The 16403-nt window shown below is 34.5% G+C and carries 16 protein-coding genes; 10 read left to right on the plus strand and 6 right to left on the minus strand.

All coding sequences use genetic code 11. The annotated features are described in order from the left end of the window. Window positions 1-158 precede the first annotated feature (158 nt). From ACFQ0I_RS06215 to ACFQ0I_RS06230, 4 genes are all read left to right on the plus strand, one after another. Window positions 159-2042, plus strand: coding sequence for an outer membrane protein assembly factor BamB family protein (locus tag ACFQ0I_RS06215; RefSeq protein ID WP_379940432.1), 1884 nt, complete (start codon window positions 159-161; stop codon window positions 2040-2042). Window positions 2043-2580: 538 nt separating this feature from the next. Then, window positions 2581-4671: a tetratricopeptide repeat-containing sensor histidine kinase gene (locus ACFQ0I_RS06220; RefSeq protein WP_379940434.1), complete on the plus strand. Its 2091-nt coding sequence runs from the start codon at window positions 2581-2583 to the stop codon at window positions 4669-4671. Between the two features lie 19 nt (window positions 4672-4690). Beyond that, complete coding sequence (locus ACFQ0I_RS06225; RefSeq protein WP_379940435.1) at window positions 4691-5341, plus strand: response regulator; 651 nt, start codon at window positions 4691-4693, stop codon at window positions 5339-5341. A 49-nt stretch (window positions 5342-5390) separates the two neighbouring features. Then, a complete protein-coding gene (locus tag ACFQ0I_RS06230; protein ID WP_379940437.1) occupies window positions 5391-6005 on the plus strand; it encodes a DUF4230 domain-containing protein in 615 nt (204 codons plus the stop codon). On the opposite strand, the gene ACFQ0I_RS06235 is transcribed toward ACFQ0I_RS06230, so the two are convergent. Continuing rightward, entirely contained in the window at window positions 6000-6305 is a 306-nt protein-coding gene (locus ACFQ0I_RS06235; protein ID WP_379940439.1) for a rhodanese-like domain-containing protein, read from the minus strand. The genes ACFQ0I_RS06230 and ACFQ0I_RS06235 overlap by 6 nt on opposite strands. Before the next feature lie 127 nt (window positions 6306-6432). Here ACFQ0I_RS06235 and ACFQ0I_RS06240 point away from each other — a divergent pair, with 127 nt between their 5' ends. Beyond that, window positions 6433-7185, plus strand: a complete 753-nt coding sequence (locus tag ACFQ0I_RS06240; protein WP_379940441.1) for an enoyl-CoA hydratase/isomerase family protein — start codon at window positions 6433-6435, stop codon at window positions 7183-7185. Between the two features lie 17 nt (window positions 7186-7202). Here the strand turns inward: ACFQ0I_RS06240 and ACFQ0I_RS06245 are convergent, their stop codons facing one another. Beyond that, window positions 7203-8969 carry an aromatic amino acid hydroxylase gene (locus tag ACFQ0I_RS06245; protein WP_379940443.1) on the minus strand — a complete coding sequence of 589 codons (1767 nt, stop codon included), beginning with the start codon at window positions 8967-8969 and terminating at the stop codon, window positions 7203-7205. A 114-nt stretch (window positions 8970-9083) separates the two neighbouring features. Here ACFQ0I_RS06245 and ACFQ0I_RS06250 point away from each other — a divergent pair, with 114 nt between their 5' ends. Continuing rightward, window positions 9084-9410: a thermonuclease family protein gene (locus ACFQ0I_RS06250; RefSeq protein WP_379940445.1), complete on the plus strand. Its 327-nt coding sequence runs from the start codon at window positions 9084-9086 to the stop codon at window positions 9408-9410. 40 nt (window positions 9411-9450) lie between these two features. On the opposite strand, the gene ACFQ0I_RS06255 is transcribed toward ACFQ0I_RS06250, so the two are convergent. The 3 genes from ACFQ0I_RS06255 to ACFQ0I_RS06265 are packed head-to-tail and all read right to left on the minus strand — an operon-like array spanning window position 9451 to window position 12182. Further along, window positions 9451-9999: a DUF4136 domain-containing protein gene (locus ACFQ0I_RS06255; RefSeq protein WP_379940447.1), complete on the minus strand. Its 549-nt coding sequence runs from the start codon at window positions 9997-9999 to the stop codon at window positions 9451-9453. A gap of 18 nt (window positions 10000-10017) precedes the next feature. Then, window positions 10018-12003 carry a urocanate hydratase gene (locus ACFQ0I_RS06260; RefSeq protein WP_379940449.1) on the minus strand — a complete coding sequence of 662 codons (1986 nt, stop codon included), beginning with the start codon at window positions 12001-12003 and terminating at the stop codon, window positions 10018-10020. A 17-nt stretch (window positions 12004-12020) separates the two neighbouring features. Next, the gene (locus ACFQ0I_RS06265; RefSeq protein ID WP_379940451.1) at window positions 12021-12182 is read right to left on the minus strand and encodes a DUF5522 domain-containing protein; all 162 of its coding nucleotides are present in this window, start codon (window positions 12180-12182) and stop codon (window positions 12021-12023) included. Window positions 12183-12232: 50 nt separating this feature from the next. On the opposite strand from ACFQ0I_RS06265, the gene ACFQ0I_RS06270 reads away from it, so the two are divergent. Genes ACFQ0I_RS06270 through hemL form a run of 4 tightly spaced genes read left to right on the plus strand, consistent with a single transcriptional unit; the run spans window position 12233 to window position 15786 of the window. Continuing rightward, the gene (locus ACFQ0I_RS06270; RefSeq protein ID WP_379940454.1) at window positions 12233-12577 is read left to right on the plus strand and encodes a hypothetical protein; all 345 of its coding nucleotides are present in this window, start codon (window positions 12233-12235) and stop codon (window positions 12575-12577) included. Continuing rightward, the gene (locus tag ACFQ0I_RS06275) at window positions 12561-13472 is read left to right on the plus strand and encodes a 1-aminocyclopropane-1-carboxylate deaminase/D-cysteine desulfhydrase (RefSeq protein WP_379940456.1); all 912 of its coding nucleotides are present in this window, start codon (window positions 12561-12563) and stop codon (window positions 13470-13472) included. The genes ACFQ0I_RS06270 and ACFQ0I_RS06275 overlap by 17 nt, the downstream gene beginning before the upstream one ends. Before the next feature lie 3 nt (window positions 13473-13475). After that, the gene (locus ACFQ0I_RS06280; RefSeq protein WP_379940459.1) at window positions 13476-14495 is read left to right on the plus strand and encodes a glycoside hydrolase family 73 protein; all 1020 of its coding nucleotides are present in this window, start codon (window positions 13476-13478) and stop codon (window positions 14493-14495) included. A gap of 4 nt (window positions 14496-14499) precedes the next feature. Continuing rightward, window positions 14500-15786, plus strand: coding sequence for a glutamate-1-semialdehyde 2,1-aminomutase (hemL, locus tag ACFQ0I_RS06285; RefSeq protein WP_379940461.1), 1287 nt, complete (start codon window positions 14500-14502; stop codon window positions 15784-15786). Window positions 15787-15851: 65 nt separating this feature from the next. Here the strand turns inward: hemL and ACFQ0I_RS06290 are convergent, their stop codons facing one another. Beyond that, on the minus strand, window positions 15852-16328 hold the full coding sequence (locus ACFQ0I_RS06290; RefSeq protein WP_379940463.1) for a hypothetical protein: 477 nt from the start codon (window positions 16326-16328) through the stop codon (window positions 15852-15854). Window positions 16329-16403: the final 75 nt, after the last annotated feature.

Below are 16403 nucleotides of genomic sequence, written 5' to 3' on the forward strand. Positions count from 1 at the left end.
CGAAGAAATTCTAAAAATTGTTTTTGGGTTGCCTTGTAAAAGGCAACCTTTTTCGATTTTAATATCCCAGACTTTTAAATATACGTAATTCGTCGTATTGATTCCATTGTTGTTTATACGCAAATTTGTGATGCTATTAATTATAAACATAATCAACAATGAGAAATTTAAAACATTTTTTTTCAATTATCGCAGCTAGTTTAATACTGAATTTTGCGAGCGCTCAAAAGGCCGAAACGCCTCAATACACCTACGATTTAGGTGCAAATATTAACGAAATGACCTTAACCGTTGGAGGTGTTCTTATTGCTGCCACTAACGACGGATTAGTTGGTATCGACCCTAAGCATAGTGTTCCAACATTTACATTCAATAGTTTCGGAAAATTAAAACCGGAAGAAACAGAGTTTATTCCCGCTTCTCCATATATCGTGATTTCGCAGGGAGCAGATTCTAAATTTGCGGGACTCGCAAAAACCAAAAGAGCAGTAATAAACTATATTACAGGCAAGGTTATTTTTAATTCTGATAACGATAACTGGAACCAGATTTATACTTGTAATATTGTTTTACCACAAAACAAGCTTATTGTTAGTGGAATTCAAAAAGAAGGCGATAAGTTCGAAAAAATGACTCCCAAAGTCGCTGTATACGATTTAAGTACTCAAAAATTAGATTATAGTTTCTTTTTAGACAAACCAGGTAGAGTAGGTATTGCCAAAGATTTTAGTGTAACCGGTGTTCCGTTATTATTAAAAAACATGTTAATTATACCAACAGCTCAAGGATTGCTTGCTAAATCACATAAAGGAGACGATTTATGGGAATGCAAAATAAAAGGCATAAACTGGATGGTTGCCGATGAAACTGAAAAAGAAATTTATGGATTTGAAACGACCACCAACGGAAAAAACACGCGAATTCATAAAATAGGAAGTAAAGGTGAAGAATTATGGAAAGACGACAGAAAGGTGCAAGGTAACGTATCGAATTTTCAAATTTTACCTCAAGGTATAGCGGTTGTTAGTGATAAAGTGGCTGCTGAAGAATCTGAAATAGCTTTTTTAAGCGCATCTTCTGGTGAAGATTTATGGGAAAAAGCCCCGAAGACCAAAGGCTTTGTACAACATTTTTATGTTCAAAATGATGGTATTTTATTTGGTATTCAACAAGGAGGGATTAATAAAATTTCTTTTGATGGACAAACACTGTTTAAAAAACCATTAAAGACGGGTGCGAATATTATGGTAATGGCACAATCGCCTCAAGGTTTAATTTATATTACCAGCGAAGACGCCAATATAGTTGACTTAAAAACGGGTGATCAAGTATGGTCTAAACCGTTAAAGTATAAAAATTCGGCTGCCGTAGCTTCAACGTTCGATAGTTCAAAAAATCGTTATTTAATTGCGGCCGATGGTACTATTTATGCCATAGATGCGAACTCAGGCAATGTAAAAGAATTAGCAAATGTTAAGTTTGATGAAAAGGAAGTTGCGAATGCTATGGAAATGAGGAACAATAAAATGTTTTTAAGTTCTTCTCAAAATGTGGCATTATTGGGAGACGATGGTAAAGAAATTTATCATGAATATTACAAATCGCCATCTCAAAGTGGCTTTGTTAAAGTGCTTTCTGGGGTAGTAGCCGTTGCATCTACTGGATTAGCAATGGCACATGCTGCAAAAGCTGGAATGAACAGAACAAATAGTTATGGTAGTGCTAACGATTTGAGCAACTATAACGATTATGGTAAAGAAAACAAACGGGCTGCAGATATGTTTGCTTCAATTGGAGATGCATCATTTCAAATGATGTCGAAACGATTTAAAGCAACAGCGGCAACCGAAAATGCACAATTCATTTTAACAAAACTTGATGATGGTGTGGGGTTAGTTAAAGTAAATAAAGATACAGGGAAAGTTGATAAAGAAATTTTATTAAAAGATAAGAAGCCAGAGTATCAGGTAGATGAAATAGCTGGAGTATTATACTATAAAGCCAATGATAAAACCATCTACGCTTATAATTTACAAAACTAAATCTTGTTGTTGAGATTTGTTCGATTAGGCGTGATAAGGATCTTTATTGCGCTTAATCATTTTTTTTAACGGTTGGTCGAAAAATTAATTGAGGTTGAGGTTATTAAGCTATATTTATTCTGCTATTAATCAGTTCAAATTAAAAACACCAATTGTTATACTCGGAAAAACGATGTGCCATTGGTGTTTTTTTATGCACTTATGTAAGCCTCATTTTTAACGATTAGCATCATCATTTTTATTAATCATTATGTTTAATAATCTGTTTATACTCGGAATTTATTTGTTGGTTTTGGTTGTAGTGTTTTGCATTATTAAGGTAGTTTTTTATTTAATTTCTGAAAAAAAGATGAATAGCAAAATCTGTTTTCAATTGCAGAAAAATATAATTCAGGCGCAGAGCAAACTTCAAACGAACCACGAAAAAGTTCAAATACTAGAAGAATTACACACAACACTATTTAATCGTTATTTTAAAATAACCAGAGATATTATTTTAATGCAAAAACTTATATTTGAAATACATGTCAAATAGCATATGAAAAAATTATTACTCTCGATACTCTTCATTATTTGTGGTTTATATGGCTTTTCTCAAAGTTCAAAAAAGAAAATAGATAGCTTAAATGCAATTTATAAAACGAGCAAAATTCCTAAGGAAAAAGCGGAGGCGTTACATAATTTAGTAGACCAATATTTCGACCAAAACAAAGATTCGGCTGAGGTTTATATTTTAAAAACCTTAAAATTCACCGAAGGCAAGAATGATTTAGAGCAAATACACATTCACAGTTTATTAAAATATGCGCAGTTATTTATTGTTAAGGGCGACTATGAAACCTCCACGTCATATTACCAAAAATCTTGGGAAAAGCTTAAAAACAAATACGATTATTTTCTATATAACAAGTACTATGGCGATTTTGGTGTTTTAAATTTTTATAAAGGCGATTTTAAAACAGCGTTATCAAATTTTGATAAAGCACTTCAATTAGCAAAGAAGGAAAAAAATGAAGTCGATCAATTACGCTATTTAAACAACAAAGCATTAGCTATGTCGTATTTAAGTCAAGCAGAGGCATCTTTAGATGTGCATCGAGAAGCCATAAAACTTGCCGAAAAATTAAACGATTCAACAGCTTTGGGAAAGTCGTTTAACAACATCGGTCTGATTTATGAAGATATGAAAGAGTACGAAAAAGCTCTGGAATTTTATTTGCAGTCCTTAAAAATTAAGAAAAACAGTACCAGTAAGATAGATATTGCTAATAGTTTATACAACGTTGCAGGAATGTATAAAGAACTAGGCGAAAAGAATAATGATACCTTATATTATGCAAAAGCAGAGCAGCATTACCAATTGGCGGTAGAAAAAGCAAAAGAGGTTAACTACGCCAAAGTAATTCTTTTTTCGAAAGCAGGTATGGCGCAATTAGCTACCGTGAGAAACCAACCCCAAAAAGCCATTGAGATATACAAATCTGTTTTAGATGAAGCGGAACAAGCTAAAGACAGTCAGACATTAAGAGTAACCTATCTTAATTTAGGCGTGAATTATTCAAAAATTAACAAGCTTACCGATGCCGAAAATTATTTCTTAAAAGCATTACCGCTAATAATTGAAGCAGAAAACCCATCGGATATTGCAAGTATTTACAAAAATTTAGCGCTTCTTTATGAGAAGAAAAACAATTTTAAGCAGGCCTATAACTATTTTAAAAAACAATATGAGGTAGAACAAGAGCTCTCTAAAAACTCATTAAAAGACAAAATATCAGAATTCGAAATTAAATACGAAACCGAAAAGAAAGAAAAAGAAATCTTATCACAACGCGCCAATTTAGCCGAAAAAGAACTTCATATCAATCAAAAAAACACGCAAATTATTGGTTTGGGTATTTTAGCAATTGTTGTGGCTATACTTGGGTATTTGCTGCTTAAACAACAAAAACTTAAAAACAAACAGCTTCAAAAGGAAAGCGAACTTAAAGAAGCTTTAATTAAAATTGAAAATCAAAATCAATTACAAGAACAGCGTTTAACGATTTCTAGAGATTTACACGATAATATTGGAGCTCAACTTACCTTCATCATTTCAACTATTGATAATTTACAATACGGATTTAAAATTACCAACCAGCAACTAACCAGCAAACTAACTAGTATAAGTGAATTTACTAAAGAAACCATTTACGAGTTGCGTGATACTATTTGGGCAATGAATAAAAATGAAATTTCTATGGAAGATTTACAGGTGCGAATTTCTAATTTTATTGATAAAGGCAAAGTGGCATCTTCAGGAATTCATTTTGAATTTAATATAGATGAGAAACTTTCTGAATCGCTAAAATTTACTTCCGTCGCGGGAATGAATATTTATAGAATTGTGCAAGAAGCCATTAATAACGCCGTTAAATATGCCGACGCCAAAACAATAACCGTTAGCTTTAAAAAACTTGAGAATTCTTTAAAAATAAGTGTTATTGATGATGGTAAAGGATTTGATTTAGATAAGATAGCCTTTGGCAACGGACTTAACAATATGAAAAAGCGTGTGCGCGAAATGGGTTCTAACCTAAATGTTGAAACAAAAGAAAATGAAGGAACAACAATAACGTTTGAAGTATAACAAATAAAAGATATTGCTAATGAATATAAAAATAGCCATAGCTGATGACAATACTTTTTTAATAAATGCGGTTAAAGAAAAACTGTCTTTCTTTAACGATTTAACGGTAAAGTTCGTTGCATTGAATGGATCAGATTTATTAACGCAATTAGATGCAAATCATAACTTAGATTTAATTTTAATGGATATTGAAATGCCAGTATTAGATGGCATAGAAACTACAGAAATAGTAAAACAAAAATACCCGCAAATAAAAATTATCATGCTTACCGTTTTTGATAATGATGAAAATATTTTTAAAGCCATAAAAGCAGGGGCAGACGGCTATTTGCTAAAAGAGATTAATGCTAAAGATTTGCACGACGGTATTGTTGAAACTTTAAACGGTGGTGCCGCTATGAATCCATCAATCGCACTAAAAACATTAAAATTATTAAGAAACCCCGTAGATTTTAGCTGTAAAACTAACCAAGACGATATAAAACTTTCTGAGAGAGAAATTCAGGTATTAGAGCAGTTAAGTAAAGGTTTAAGTTATAATTTAATAGCCGAAAATCTTTTTTTATCTACAGGCACTATTAGAAAGCATATAGAAAATATTTACAAAAAACTGCAAGTGCATAATAAGTTAGAAGCCGTAGAAAAAGCTAAAAAAAACAACCTCATTTAGTTTAAAAATTATCATTCTATTTTAATAACTTTCGCAAAAAAATACTGTCATGCGAAAAATTATTTATGGGGTTGTTATTTTAATTGCCATCTTTTTTATTTATAAATATTTCGACAATAAAAATGACGATAAGATAGTGCTTCAAGAAAGCTCTGCACTCATTCAAGAACAAATTAATAATGTTGGAAAGCTTATAGTTACCGAAGGGCATTTCAGCGAAGTTTTCAATTACAGAAACTCCAAAGAAATTTTCGGATCGTTTTTTACTTCAGAAAAAAAGGCGCTTATTGTAGTAAACGCCGATGTGTTTGTGTCGTATGATTTAAGTCTTATTGAATACAAGATTGATGAATCCACTAAAACATTAACTATTTTAAGTATTCCTGAAGCAGAAATAAAAATTAATCCAGATTTAGAATATTACGACATACAAGCCGATTATTTTAATGCATTTGAAGCAAAAGATTATAACGATATAAAAGAAACCGTTAAAAAATCTCTAGTTAAAAAACTTGAGAATTCAGAAATTAAGTCGAATGCTAAAAATAGGTTAATAAGCGAATTGTCTAAATTCTATATCTTAACTAATTCTCTCGGTTGGACCCTAAAATACAACGAAACCACCATTAGTAGTCAAGACAAACTGGGTGTTTTTAAACTATAGTTTATTATTTAAACTCATCCAGCCTCCGCCATTTAAAGCTTCAATACCATTACTTTTTAAGATGCTGGCAGCACTTCCAGAACGCATGCCACTCGCACAACAAGTAATAACTGGTTTGTTTAATTTCTTAATCGTATTTATTTGCGATGTAATGTTTTGTAGCGGTATGTTTTTTGAGCCTTTTATGGCGCCTTGAGTATATTCACCTGCTGTTCTTACATCTAAAATAATGGCGCCTCGTGTTTGAAATTCTTTTATCATTTTTTGTTTGTTTCCAAATATTAAATTTAATAATCCCATATAATATTAATTTTTCGGCAAATTACTTTAATTATTTTTAAAGTGAAGGTAACATAAGTTGCTTAACAATACATTAAAAAAATATGTATCTTGAAGCTTTAAAAAGACAGTAAAAATCACCTTTAAAATGATAGAACCTTACGTTAACATAAACATTAAAAATAGAGTTGGATATATCGAATTTTATCATCCTAATAAAAATTCTATGCCTAGTGCTATTTTACAGAAGCTAAAAGAGGCCATAGATGATGCAGGGGCAAATGAGGCAGTTAATGTGATAGTTCTAAAAAGTGGTGGCGATAGAACCTTTTGTGCAGGCGCCAGTTTTAACGAAGTTATGGCTATTGAGGATGTTGAACAGGGAAAAGCATTTTTTTCCGGATTTGCTAAGGTAATAAACGCCATGCGTAGGTGTCCAAAACTTATAATTGGTCGCGTACAGGGAAAAGTTGTGGGTGGTGGCGTTGGGTTAGCCGCTGCAACCGATTTTTGTTTGGCAACAAAATTTGCCGCCATACGGTTAAGTGAACTGAGTATTGGTATCGGTCCTTTTGTTATTGAACCGGCAGTAACCAGAAAAATTGGTGTAGCAGCCACATCTGAATTAACCATTAATGCAGAAACCTTTTATTCTGCGGAATATGCTAAAAGCAAGGGGTTATATGCCGAAATTTTTGATACCGTTGAAGCTTTAGATGATGCCATAAGTGAATTAGCAGAAAAACTAAGCAATTACAACCCTGAAGCCCTAAAACGCATGAAGTCTGTTTTTTGGGAAGGTACAGCACATTGGGACACGCTTTTAAACGAACGCGCCGAAATTAGTGGAACCTTAGTGCTAAGTAAGTTTACTAAAAACACTTTGAAACGATTTAGGTAGTTAAAATCGCCTACAGCCTAAAGCCTACGGCCTACAGCTTGCTTCTCAATAATAGCCAATCCATCATCAATTAAACCTCCTACTTCAGGCTTATTTTGTTTAATACGTTCTAAATGATTTTTAATGGCTTCGCATAAATTTGTTTCATTTCCAATAAAAGCGAGTTCATACAATTCTACGGGTAATAACCAGTCGGATGGATGGTTTTCTATGAGTTCTTCTAAAGTTTTTGTTCTGGAAATGGTTCTGTTGTTACCTTCTCTATAATCTCTCACTTGCTGGTAAAGTGCTTCTAGTTGTATGCGTTTAGCAGATTTTTTAATATGAATGGTTTTTGTTGATGGCACATGGGTAATTAAATCGAAACTGTTAAAATCGGCAGGACCAGAAAATGCTGAAACAATTGATTTTCCAACAGCCATATCGTAAATGCCATATTCAGGTTTAAATAAAATGGCATCGTTATGTTTCACCGTGCAATTTTTAAAGCTAATAAGAATTATTTTTCCTTGAAGATTTCGTTTACCAGTAATAATATCGCCCGAAACAGTAATATTACCTTCAAACTCTAGAGTAACCGTTTTTTCTTCGTAAATGTGATAGGCGCTTAAGTCGCGCGGACTCATATCTTCAATCGCTAAATTAATGCCTTTAAGTTTTCCAATAGGCGACCCAAATCCTTTACTGTGGGAATTAGTACCATGACCTACTAGTTCTTTTTCCCGATAAGACAAAGCTGTCGCACCGGTTGTTTGGATGTAAATGGGGTTGCCGCTGTCTTCTAGCACACTAGAGAAAACGCCAGAAATCTCTAATCCGGTACTTAGTTCTATCGTTCCTAAAGCATTAGACTGTATAAGTTTATTAACACCCAATAGGCCGCCTTTGCGAAGCGCCATGGTGTTAGCAAATTCTTCTAACACCAAACTTAAATGCGCAAAATCTGGTGTTACATATAGTTGAGGTTGTGGTTTGGTTATGTCAAAATTTTTAAAAGCCGCCTCCATAGAATAAGGTGCTTTTTTTACGGCATCTGTCATACACCAGGCGCTTTCGCCAATAGACGAGAGCAATCCTGCTCCATAAATTTTAGGATTTTCAAGCGTGCCAATTAAACCATATTCAACAGTCCACCAATGCAAATTTCTAATAAGTGCCATTTCGCTGGGTTCTCCCATATTATTTTGCAATTCATCTACCTTTTTTTCTGCCGCAGCAATAGCTTTTTCGGGTGTATTGGGCGCTTCTTTAATAATGGAAAGATATCTTACAGCTTCGTACAATTCGTAATCTTTAGCAGATGATATGGCTTTACATCCAATTTCGCCAAAACGTCTTAAATATTCGGCATATTCTGGGTTCGCAATAATAGGCGCATGTCCTGCACCTTCATGAATGATATCTGGTGCGGGCGTATATTCTATATGTTCCAGTTGCCTGATATCACTTGCAATAACCAAGACATTGTAAGCCTGAAATTCCATAAAGGCATTGGGCGGAATAAAGCCATCTACCGCCACAGCTGCCCAACCTATGTCTTTTAAAATGCGGTTCATACCATACATATTGGGAATGTTATCGATAGCGATTCCGGTTTGTTTTAAACCATCTATGTACGATGTGTGTGCGACCGTTTTAAGAAAATCGACATTTTTACGCATTACATAGCGCCACACTGCTTGATCTATTGCAGAATAGTCCTCGTAGTTTTGAGGCTTGACAAACTGCAGCAAGTGCTTAGGCAAACGATTTAAAATAGGATTTGATTCTATAGCGTTAGACATGAGATTTTTATATGACGTTGTTTAGTAAAATTACAAATATTCGTTAAACAAGTAATACTTGAATTTTATTATATTTATAAAATATGAATATAATTAATTAAAAAAGAATGAGTTATGTATAATTATAAAGCGAAAATTATCGATGTTTACGATGGAGATACGGTTACTGCAATAGTAGATTTAGGGTTTTTACATTTTCAGGAAATGAAACTTCGCCTTTATGGAATTGATACACCAGAATTACGCGGTGCTGAAAAACAAGCTGGCATTGTAGTAAGAGATTTGGTAAGAGAAATGATACTAAATAAGGAAGTGGAAATTCATTCTTACAAAGATAAACAAGGTAAGTATGGCCGATATTTAGCCAATATTATTGTTGATGGTCTCGATATCAATAAGTGGTTAGTAGATAATGGGCATGCAAAACCTTATTTTCCTTAAATAAAAAAGCAACTCTTTCAAGTTGCTTTTTTTAAACATTTTATTTTGTCATTCCCGGGGGATATTTTGACATAATTTCAGCGACGAATTCTTTAATACGTTCATCTTTTTTCTCCATGTTTTGAGTTAAGTATCCTGTACCCATTCCTTGCCAAATCAATTCTTTTTTGTTGGCATCAATTAAATCGATATACAATACGCCTTCAGTTCTGGTAGAAACGTTAGGTTGGTTCCAGCCCCAACCCCATGGGTGGTAGAATCCGCCCCAGCCCCAGCCACCATAGCCCCAGGCATTGTTGTACACATCAACACGTTGGTTAGACTTGGTAAAAAGGCTCACTAATAAATCTGGGTTGTCTGATTTTGTAAAGCCTTTAGATAACATTTCGGCTTCTATGGCACGTAAAATTCGGCGCTTATCTAAATCGCTGATTTCAGCTTTGTCAATTCCAGTTTTAAAAAAAGCAAAGGTCTTGTAGGTCGAAAAATTGGCATTTTTGTCATAATCGACAGCAACTCTCACAGAGCTGCAAGATGTTACCACAAATAGGATGACCAGTAATGGTAATGTTTTAAGTAAGTGTTTCATAGTGAATTTTTTAAATGGTTACAATAAATTTATTAAATTATCATCAACTATGTTAGGTATAGTAACTTTTAAATTTGGCTCGATTTCCATAGCGCGTTTAATTGAAAACACTGCTGCTTCATTTCTTGCCCAACTTCTTCTAGCAATTCCGTTATTAACATCCCAGAAAAGCATAGATTTTAAACGTCTTTCGGCTTCAGTAGTACCATCAAGAATCATACCAAATCCACCATTTATAACTTCGCCCCAGCCAACTCCGCCGCCATTGTGTATACTTACCCAGGTAGCACCTCTAAAACTGTCTCCAATCACGTTTTGTATTGCCATATCTGCAGTAAAACGCGAGCCATCATAAATATTACTGGTTTCTCTATAGGGTGAATCGGTTCCTGAAACATCATGGTGGTCGCGACCTAAAACAACCATTCCGATGTCGCCTTTTGCAATAGCATCATTAAACGCTTTGGCTATTTTCATACGTCCTTCGGCATCAGCATATAATATTCTTGCTTGCGAGCCCACCACCAAATTATTTTCTTGGGCGCCTTGTATCCATTGAATATTATCGGCCATTTGCTGTTGAATTTCATTTGGAGAATTCTTTTTCATTTCCTCCAAAACATCGCTTGCAATTTTGTCGGTTTTAGCTAAATCTTCAGGTTTTCCTGAGGTACAAACCCAACGAAATGGTCCGAAACCATAATCGAAACACATGGGGCCCATAATATCCTGTACATAACTAGGGTATTTAAAATCGATACCATTTTCAGCCATAACATCAGCCCCAGCGCGCGAAGTTTCCAATAAAAACGCATTACCATAATCGAAAAAATAGGTGCCTTTTGCAGTATGTTTGTTGATAGCATCCGCATGTCTGCGTAATGAGTTCTGAACTTCTTCTTTGAATTTTTCAGGATCGTTAGCCATCATAATGTTGGCATTTTCAAACGATATTCCAACAGGATAATAGCCACCTGCCCATGGGTTGTGCAGCGAGGTTTGGTCGCTACCCAAATCAATGTAAATATTGGCTTGGTCAAATTTTTCCCAAACATCTACTATGTTTCCTAAGTATGCTAAAGAAACGGTTTCTTTGCTTTCTTTGGCACGGGAAACGCGATCTACTAAGGTGTTTAAATCAGTAATAATTTCGTCAATCCAACCTTGTTCATGACGGATTTTTGTAATCTTCGCATTTACTTCAGCACAAACTGTAATGCATCCCGCAATGTTTCCTGCTTTGGGCTGAGCGCCACTCATGCCTCCTAAGCCAGAGGTTACAAATAAATGCCCTTTAGTCGTTTTTTTTATTTTTCTGAAGCCATTCAAAACCGTAATGGTGGTGCCATGAACTATGCCTTGCGGACCAATATACATGTAACTTCCAGCCGTCATTTGTCCATATTGGGTAACTCCTAAAGCATTATATTTTTCCCAATCGTCTTGTTTGGAGTAATTTGGAATCATCATGCCATTGGTCACCACAACTCGAGGGGCTTCTTTGTGCGATGGGAATAAGCCCAGTGGATGTCCAGAATACATCACCAGGGTTTGCTCATTCGTCATTTCAGCCAAATATTTCATGGTCAATCGGTACTGAGCCCAATTTTGAAAAACGGCGCCATTTCCTCCATAAGTGATTAACTCGTGCGGATGTTGTGCGACGGTATAATCCAAATTATTTTGAATCATGAGCATAATGGCCGCGGCTTGCTCAGATTTTGCTGGGTACTCGTCAATTGGGCGCGCATACATTTTGTAATCGGGTCTAAACCGGTACATGTATATGCGTCCGTAAGTATCTAATTCTTCTTTAAATTCTTGTATTAATTCGGCATGATGCTTTTTATCGAAGTATCGTAATGCATTGCGAAGCGCTAATTTTTTTTCTTCAACCAGTAAAATATCTTTACGTTTTGGCGCATGATTTATTGAGGCGTCATACGGTTTTGGCGATGGAAGGTTCTCTGGAATACCTTCTAATATTTGAGCTTCAAAAGTCATATTAATAGGTTGAATTATTAATTTTTATAATTTTTAGTTTTATCGAATCCATAAGGACAATGTCTGCATCCGCTTTCGCAACAATATCCTCTTTTTAGTAGATATTGTTCAGTAAAACAGCGATATCCTTCTGGAGTTAAATAGAAGTCGCCTTCTTCTAGGGGGATAATTTTTTTCATAGTTACACAAAGATAATGTAAATTGGATTGGTTTTTGAAGGCTGTTCGGTATGATTTTTATTTATAAATATTTAGTTCCAAAAGGGTATTTGGGAATCACTATTTTTCCATTTATTTTTTTAAAAACGAAAGATTTAAAGTTAAATCAATCTTTAGTAAATCATGAAAAAATTCATTTAAGGCAGCAGTTAGAACTTTTAGTGATTCCTTTCTACATTGTTTATGCTGTTGAATTTTTTATTCGATTAGTTTATTTTAAAAACTGGGATATGGCCTATAAAAACACCTCTTTTGAGCGCGAAGCGTATTGTAATGAAAAGGACTTAGAATATTTAAAACATCGAAAATTTTGGAATTTTTTGAAGTATCTTCGCAGCAATGATATTCGACTTTGAAAATAGTATTAATGAGCCGGTTCAATTGCCTGATAAATGGGGTGTTGAATTATTTATAAAACGAGAAGATAACATACACGCTTTTGTTTCGGGCAATAAATATAGAAAGTTAAAATACAATCTTTTGGAGGCCGATAAAGCGGGTTTCAAGACCTTGCTAACCTTTGGTGGTGCTTACTCCAATCATATAGCTGCGGTTGCATCGGCAGGAAACATACTTGGGTTTAAAACAATTGGCGTTATAAGAGGCGATGAGTTGCGAAACTCCATAAATACGAATCCCACACTGCGTTTTGCGCAAGATAATGGCATGCAATTTAAATTTATCCCTAGAGATTTATATAGAGATAAAACGAACAACAGCTTTATTGAAAGTTTAAAAACTGAATTTGGTGCGTTTTATTTAATTCCCGAAGGTGGAACAAATACTTTAGCAATTCAAGGCTGCGAAGAAATTTTAAAGGAATCCGATAAAGAATTCGATTATATATGTTGTGCTGTGGGAACCGGAGGTACTATTTCCGGACTTATTAATTGTTCAAAACCTGGTCAACAAGTTTTAGGATTTCCTGCCTTAAAAGGCGAATTTTTACAACAAGTTATTAGTAAATTTGCATCAGAGGACCATTGGAAGTTAATTCACGATTATCATTTTGGCGGATATGCAAAAATAAACACGGAGTTAATTTCGTTTATTAATGAGTTTAAAAAGAAAAATAATATTCCATTAGATCCCGTTTACACAGGGAAAATGATGTTTGGTATTTTTAATTTAATTGAAAAAAACTATTTCCCAAAGGGAAGTAAGATTTTAGCAATTCATACCGGTGGTTTACAAGGTATTTCTGGGATGAATGCCATTTTAAAAAAGAAAAATTTGCCAATAATAATATAGTTAATGAGGAAAATAATAACATTGTGCGTTTTAGTAATAGTTGTTTTTAGTTGCGGAACTAATAAGGTTACTGTTAGAAAAAAGGCTTCAAAACGAAATAAAACGGAGCAGGTTGTAAATAGGAAAGTTTCTAAGGATAATGCAAATCGTGATGAAGCGGTAGTAGAAACCGTGAATAGTACCGGGGTAAAAATAGCTTCAACTGAAGATTATGTGGCGCTTTTTAAATCCATTGCACAAGAAGAAATGCGTTTGTACGGTATTCCGGCAAGTATCACCATAGCACAAGGAATTTTAGAATCGAATTCCGGCAAAGGCAGACTTTCTGTTGAAGCGAATAATCATTTTGGAATTAAGTGTCATGAATGGACCGGAGACCGAATTTTTCACGATGATGATGCTTCTCAGGAATGTTTTAGAAAATACAGTGATGCCAAATATTCGTATCGAGACCATTCGCTGTTTTTAACACAACGTCAGCGTTATTCGGCTTTATTCAAGCTTCGAAAAGAAGATTATAAAGGTTGGGCGCGCGAGCTAAAAAAGGCTGGGTATGCAACCGATTCTAAATATCCTGAAAAACTAATTAGTTTAATAGAAAGATACGAATTGCATAAGTTTGACGAAGAAGTGCTTGGAGGCGATTATGTTAAATTTGAAGACCCAAAGGTAGCTAGTGGTTCTACATATATTGTAGAAAAAGGAGACTCCATGTATTCTATTTCAAAAAAGTATAATTTAACGGTGAAAGAGCTTCAAGATTTAAATAATTTACCAAATACATCGTTGAGCGTTGGGCAGAAATTAGTTATAGCAAGAAGTTCAGGAAATAGCTTAGCGAGTGCATCAAATGTAAGCCCAAAATCGGCATTAGTTACAAAATTACACATTGTAGAAAAAGGGGATACATTGTATTCTATTTCAAAAAAATATAATGTTCCTGTAAGCGAATTGCAAGAAATAAATAATTTAAGCGATACTGCAATTAGCATTGGGCAGGAACTTCAAATTAAAAATCGATAATTAAATGAATTATAGTAGAAGTAGTGCCTTATTTAAACAGGCAGAGCAGGTAATTCCTGGTGGCGTAAATTCTCCAGTTAGAGCGTTTAAAGGCGTTGGCGGAACCCCTATTTTTGTAAAAGAAGCCAAGGGTGCGTATTTATATGATGAAGACGGTAACCGTTTAATCGATTATATTAATTCTTGGGGACCTATGATTTTGGGGCATGCTTATCAACCTGTGGTCGATGCGGTTGTTGAGAAGGCAAAAAAAGGAACCTCGTTTGGTATGCCAACAGAAATTGAAACGCAAATTGCAGAGTTAGCTGTTTCGATGGTGCCGAATATAGATAAAATACGATTTGTAAATTCTGGCACCGAAGCTTGTATGAGTGCGGTTCGATTGGCTAGAGGATTCACAAAAAAGGATAAAATTATAAAGTTTGCGGGTTGTTATCATGGGCACAGCGATTCGTTTTTAATTCAGGCAGGGAGTGGGGCGAGTACTTTTGGCACCCCGAATAGCCCAGGAGTTACCCAAGGTACTGCCAAAGATACCTTGCTTGCGCGTTATAATGATATTGATAATGTGAAGCAATTAATGGAGGCGAATAAAAATGAAATTGCATGCGTAATTATTGAACCCGTTGCAGGCAATATGGGTTGCGTGCCTCCAAAGGAAGGGTTTTTACAGACCTTAAGAACTTTGTGCGACGCTCATAATATCTTATTAATTTTTGATGAGGTTATGACCGGATTTCGTCTGGCAAAAGGTGGCGCGCAAGCCTTATATAATGTGAATGCAGATATTGTGTGCTTTGGAAAAGTAATAGGTGGTGGTTTGCCAGTAGGTGCGTTTGCTGCAAGAAATGAAATAATGAATCATTTAGCGCCTTTAGGACCTGTGTATCAGGCAGGAACTTTAAGTGGGAATCCGTTAGCCATGGCAGCGGGATTGGCCATGTTAACAAACTTGAATAATGATGCTGAAGTATTTAATCGATTAGCAGAAAAAACCGAATATTTACACAATGGCATTGCCAAAGTTTTAGAAATGAATAACATTGTGCATACTATAAATAGAGTAGGATCAATGATTTCTGTACATTTTGATAAAACACCTGTTGTAGATTTTGATACAGCCGCTAAAGGCAACAACGAAACTTTTAAAAAATTCTTTCATGGGTTACTAAACGAAGGCATTTATATTGCACCAAGTGCCTTTGAAACTTGGTTTATAACCGATGCGCTGACTTATAAAGATTTGGACGACACAATAAATGCCATAAATAAAGTGGCAAAAATATTATAACAAAAAAAAGCGCATTTTTTAAAAAATGCGCTTTTTTACTAACTAAACTAACCAACTAAACTAATTTATTGTTGTTTTTGACCACCTTGTTTTTTGCCATCGCCTTTTCTCATGCCTTTTTCTCTGTTAGCCATTTGTGCTTGCATTTTTTCCCATTTAGAAAATTGATCCGCATTTAAAATGGTTTTCATTTTCGCTTTCATAGCAATTTGATGATCTAATCTGGCATTTTGCATAGCAAGACGTTGTTCTTTAGATGGTTTTTGCATCTCTCCACTATCTTTTTTTGCTTTAAACGCAGCTTTCATTTCTTGACGCTTGGTAGCATTTTCTAAATTTATTTTGTAAATCTCTTTTTGCTGTTTGTCATTTAAATCTAAATGAAGTGTCATTTTTTTCGTTTGAAGATTTGCTGCTTCTTCTGGTGTTAGATTGTCCATACGTTGTGTTCTTTCTTGATTGTTAGGACGTTCTTTTTTTTGACCTTGAGCAATGCCTTGAACAGTTACCAAAGCAATTGCAATAATTATTAATTTTTTCATCTTTTAATATTTTATGTTTAATTTCTAATAGGACATGTAATCTTTAAAAAAGTTTAAATGGGTTTATATATTTAA

This window comes from Mariniflexile aquimaris, assembly GCF_042676825.1.
Lineage (GTDB): Bacteria > Bacteroidota > Bacteroidia > Flavobacteriales > Flavobacteriaceae > Mariniflexile > Mariniflexile aquimaris.

Excerpts from the sequence above, each read along its gene's own strand:
- ACFQ0I_RS06225 (WP_379940435.1), top strand. The coding sequence starts at position 4,691 with ATGAATATAAAAATAGCCATAGCTGATGACAATACTTTTTTAATAAAT.
- ACFQ0I_RS06240 (WP_379940441.1), top strand. The coding sequence starts at position 6,433 with ATGATAGAACCTTACGTTAACATAAACATTAAAAATAGAGTTGGATAT.
- ACFQ0I_RS06255 (WP_379940447.1), bottom strand. The coding sequence starts at position 9,999 with ATGAAACACTTACTTAAAACATTACCATTACTGGTCATCCTATTTGTG.
- ACFQ0I_RS06260 (WP_379940449.1), bottom strand. The coding sequence starts at position 12,003 with ATGACTTTTGAAGCTCAAATATTAGAAGGTATTCCAGAGAACCTTCCA.
- ACFQ0I_RS06220 (WP_379940434.1), top strand. The coding sequence starts at position 2,581 with ATGAAAAAATTATTACTCTCGATACTCTTCATTATTTGTGGTTTATAT.
- ACFQ0I_RS06290 (WP_379940463.1), bottom strand. The coding sequence starts at position 16,328 with ATGAAAAAATTAATAATTATTGCAATTGCTTTGGTAACTGTTCAAGGC.
- ACFQ0I_RS06270 (WP_379940454.1), top strand. The coding sequence starts at position 12,233 with ATGATTTTTATTTATAAATATTTAGTTCCAAAAGGGTATTTGGGAATC.
- ACFQ0I_RS06265 (WP_379940451.1), bottom strand. The coding sequence starts at position 12,182 with ATGAAAAAAATTATCCCCCTAGAAGAAGGCGACTTCTATTTAACTCCA.
- ACFQ0I_RS06245 (WP_379940443.1), bottom strand. The coding sequence starts at position 8,969 with ATGTCTAACGCTATAGAATCAAATCCTATTTTAAATCGTTTGCCTAAG.
- ACFQ0I_RS06230 (WP_379940437.1), top strand. The coding sequence starts at position 5,391 with ATGCGAAAAATTATTTATGGGGTTGTTATTTTAATTGCCATCTTTTTT.
- ACFQ0I_RS06215 (WP_379940432.1), top strand. The coding sequence starts at position 159 with ATGAGAAATTTAAAACATTTTTTTTCAATTATCGCAGCTAGTTTAATA.
- ACFQ0I_RS06250 (WP_379940445.1), top strand. The coding sequence starts at position 9,084 with ATGTATAATTATAAAGCGAAAATTATCGATGTTTACGATGGAGATACG.
- hemL (WP_379940461.1), top strand. The coding sequence starts at position 14,500 with ATGAATTATAGTAGAAGTAGTGCCTTATTTAAACAGGCAGAGCAGGTA.
- ACFQ0I_RS06235 (WP_379940439.1), bottom strand. The coding sequence starts at position 6,305 with ATGGGATTATTAAATTTAATATTTGGAAACAAACAAAAAATGATAAAA.
- ACFQ0I_RS06280 (WP_379940459.1), top strand. The coding sequence starts at position 13,476 with ATGAGGAAAATAATAACATTGTGCGTTTTAGTAATAGTTGTTTTTAGT.
- ACFQ0I_RS06275 (WP_379940456.1), top strand. The coding sequence starts at position 12,561 with ATGATATTCGACTTTGAAAATAGTATTAATGAGCCGGTTCAATTGCCT.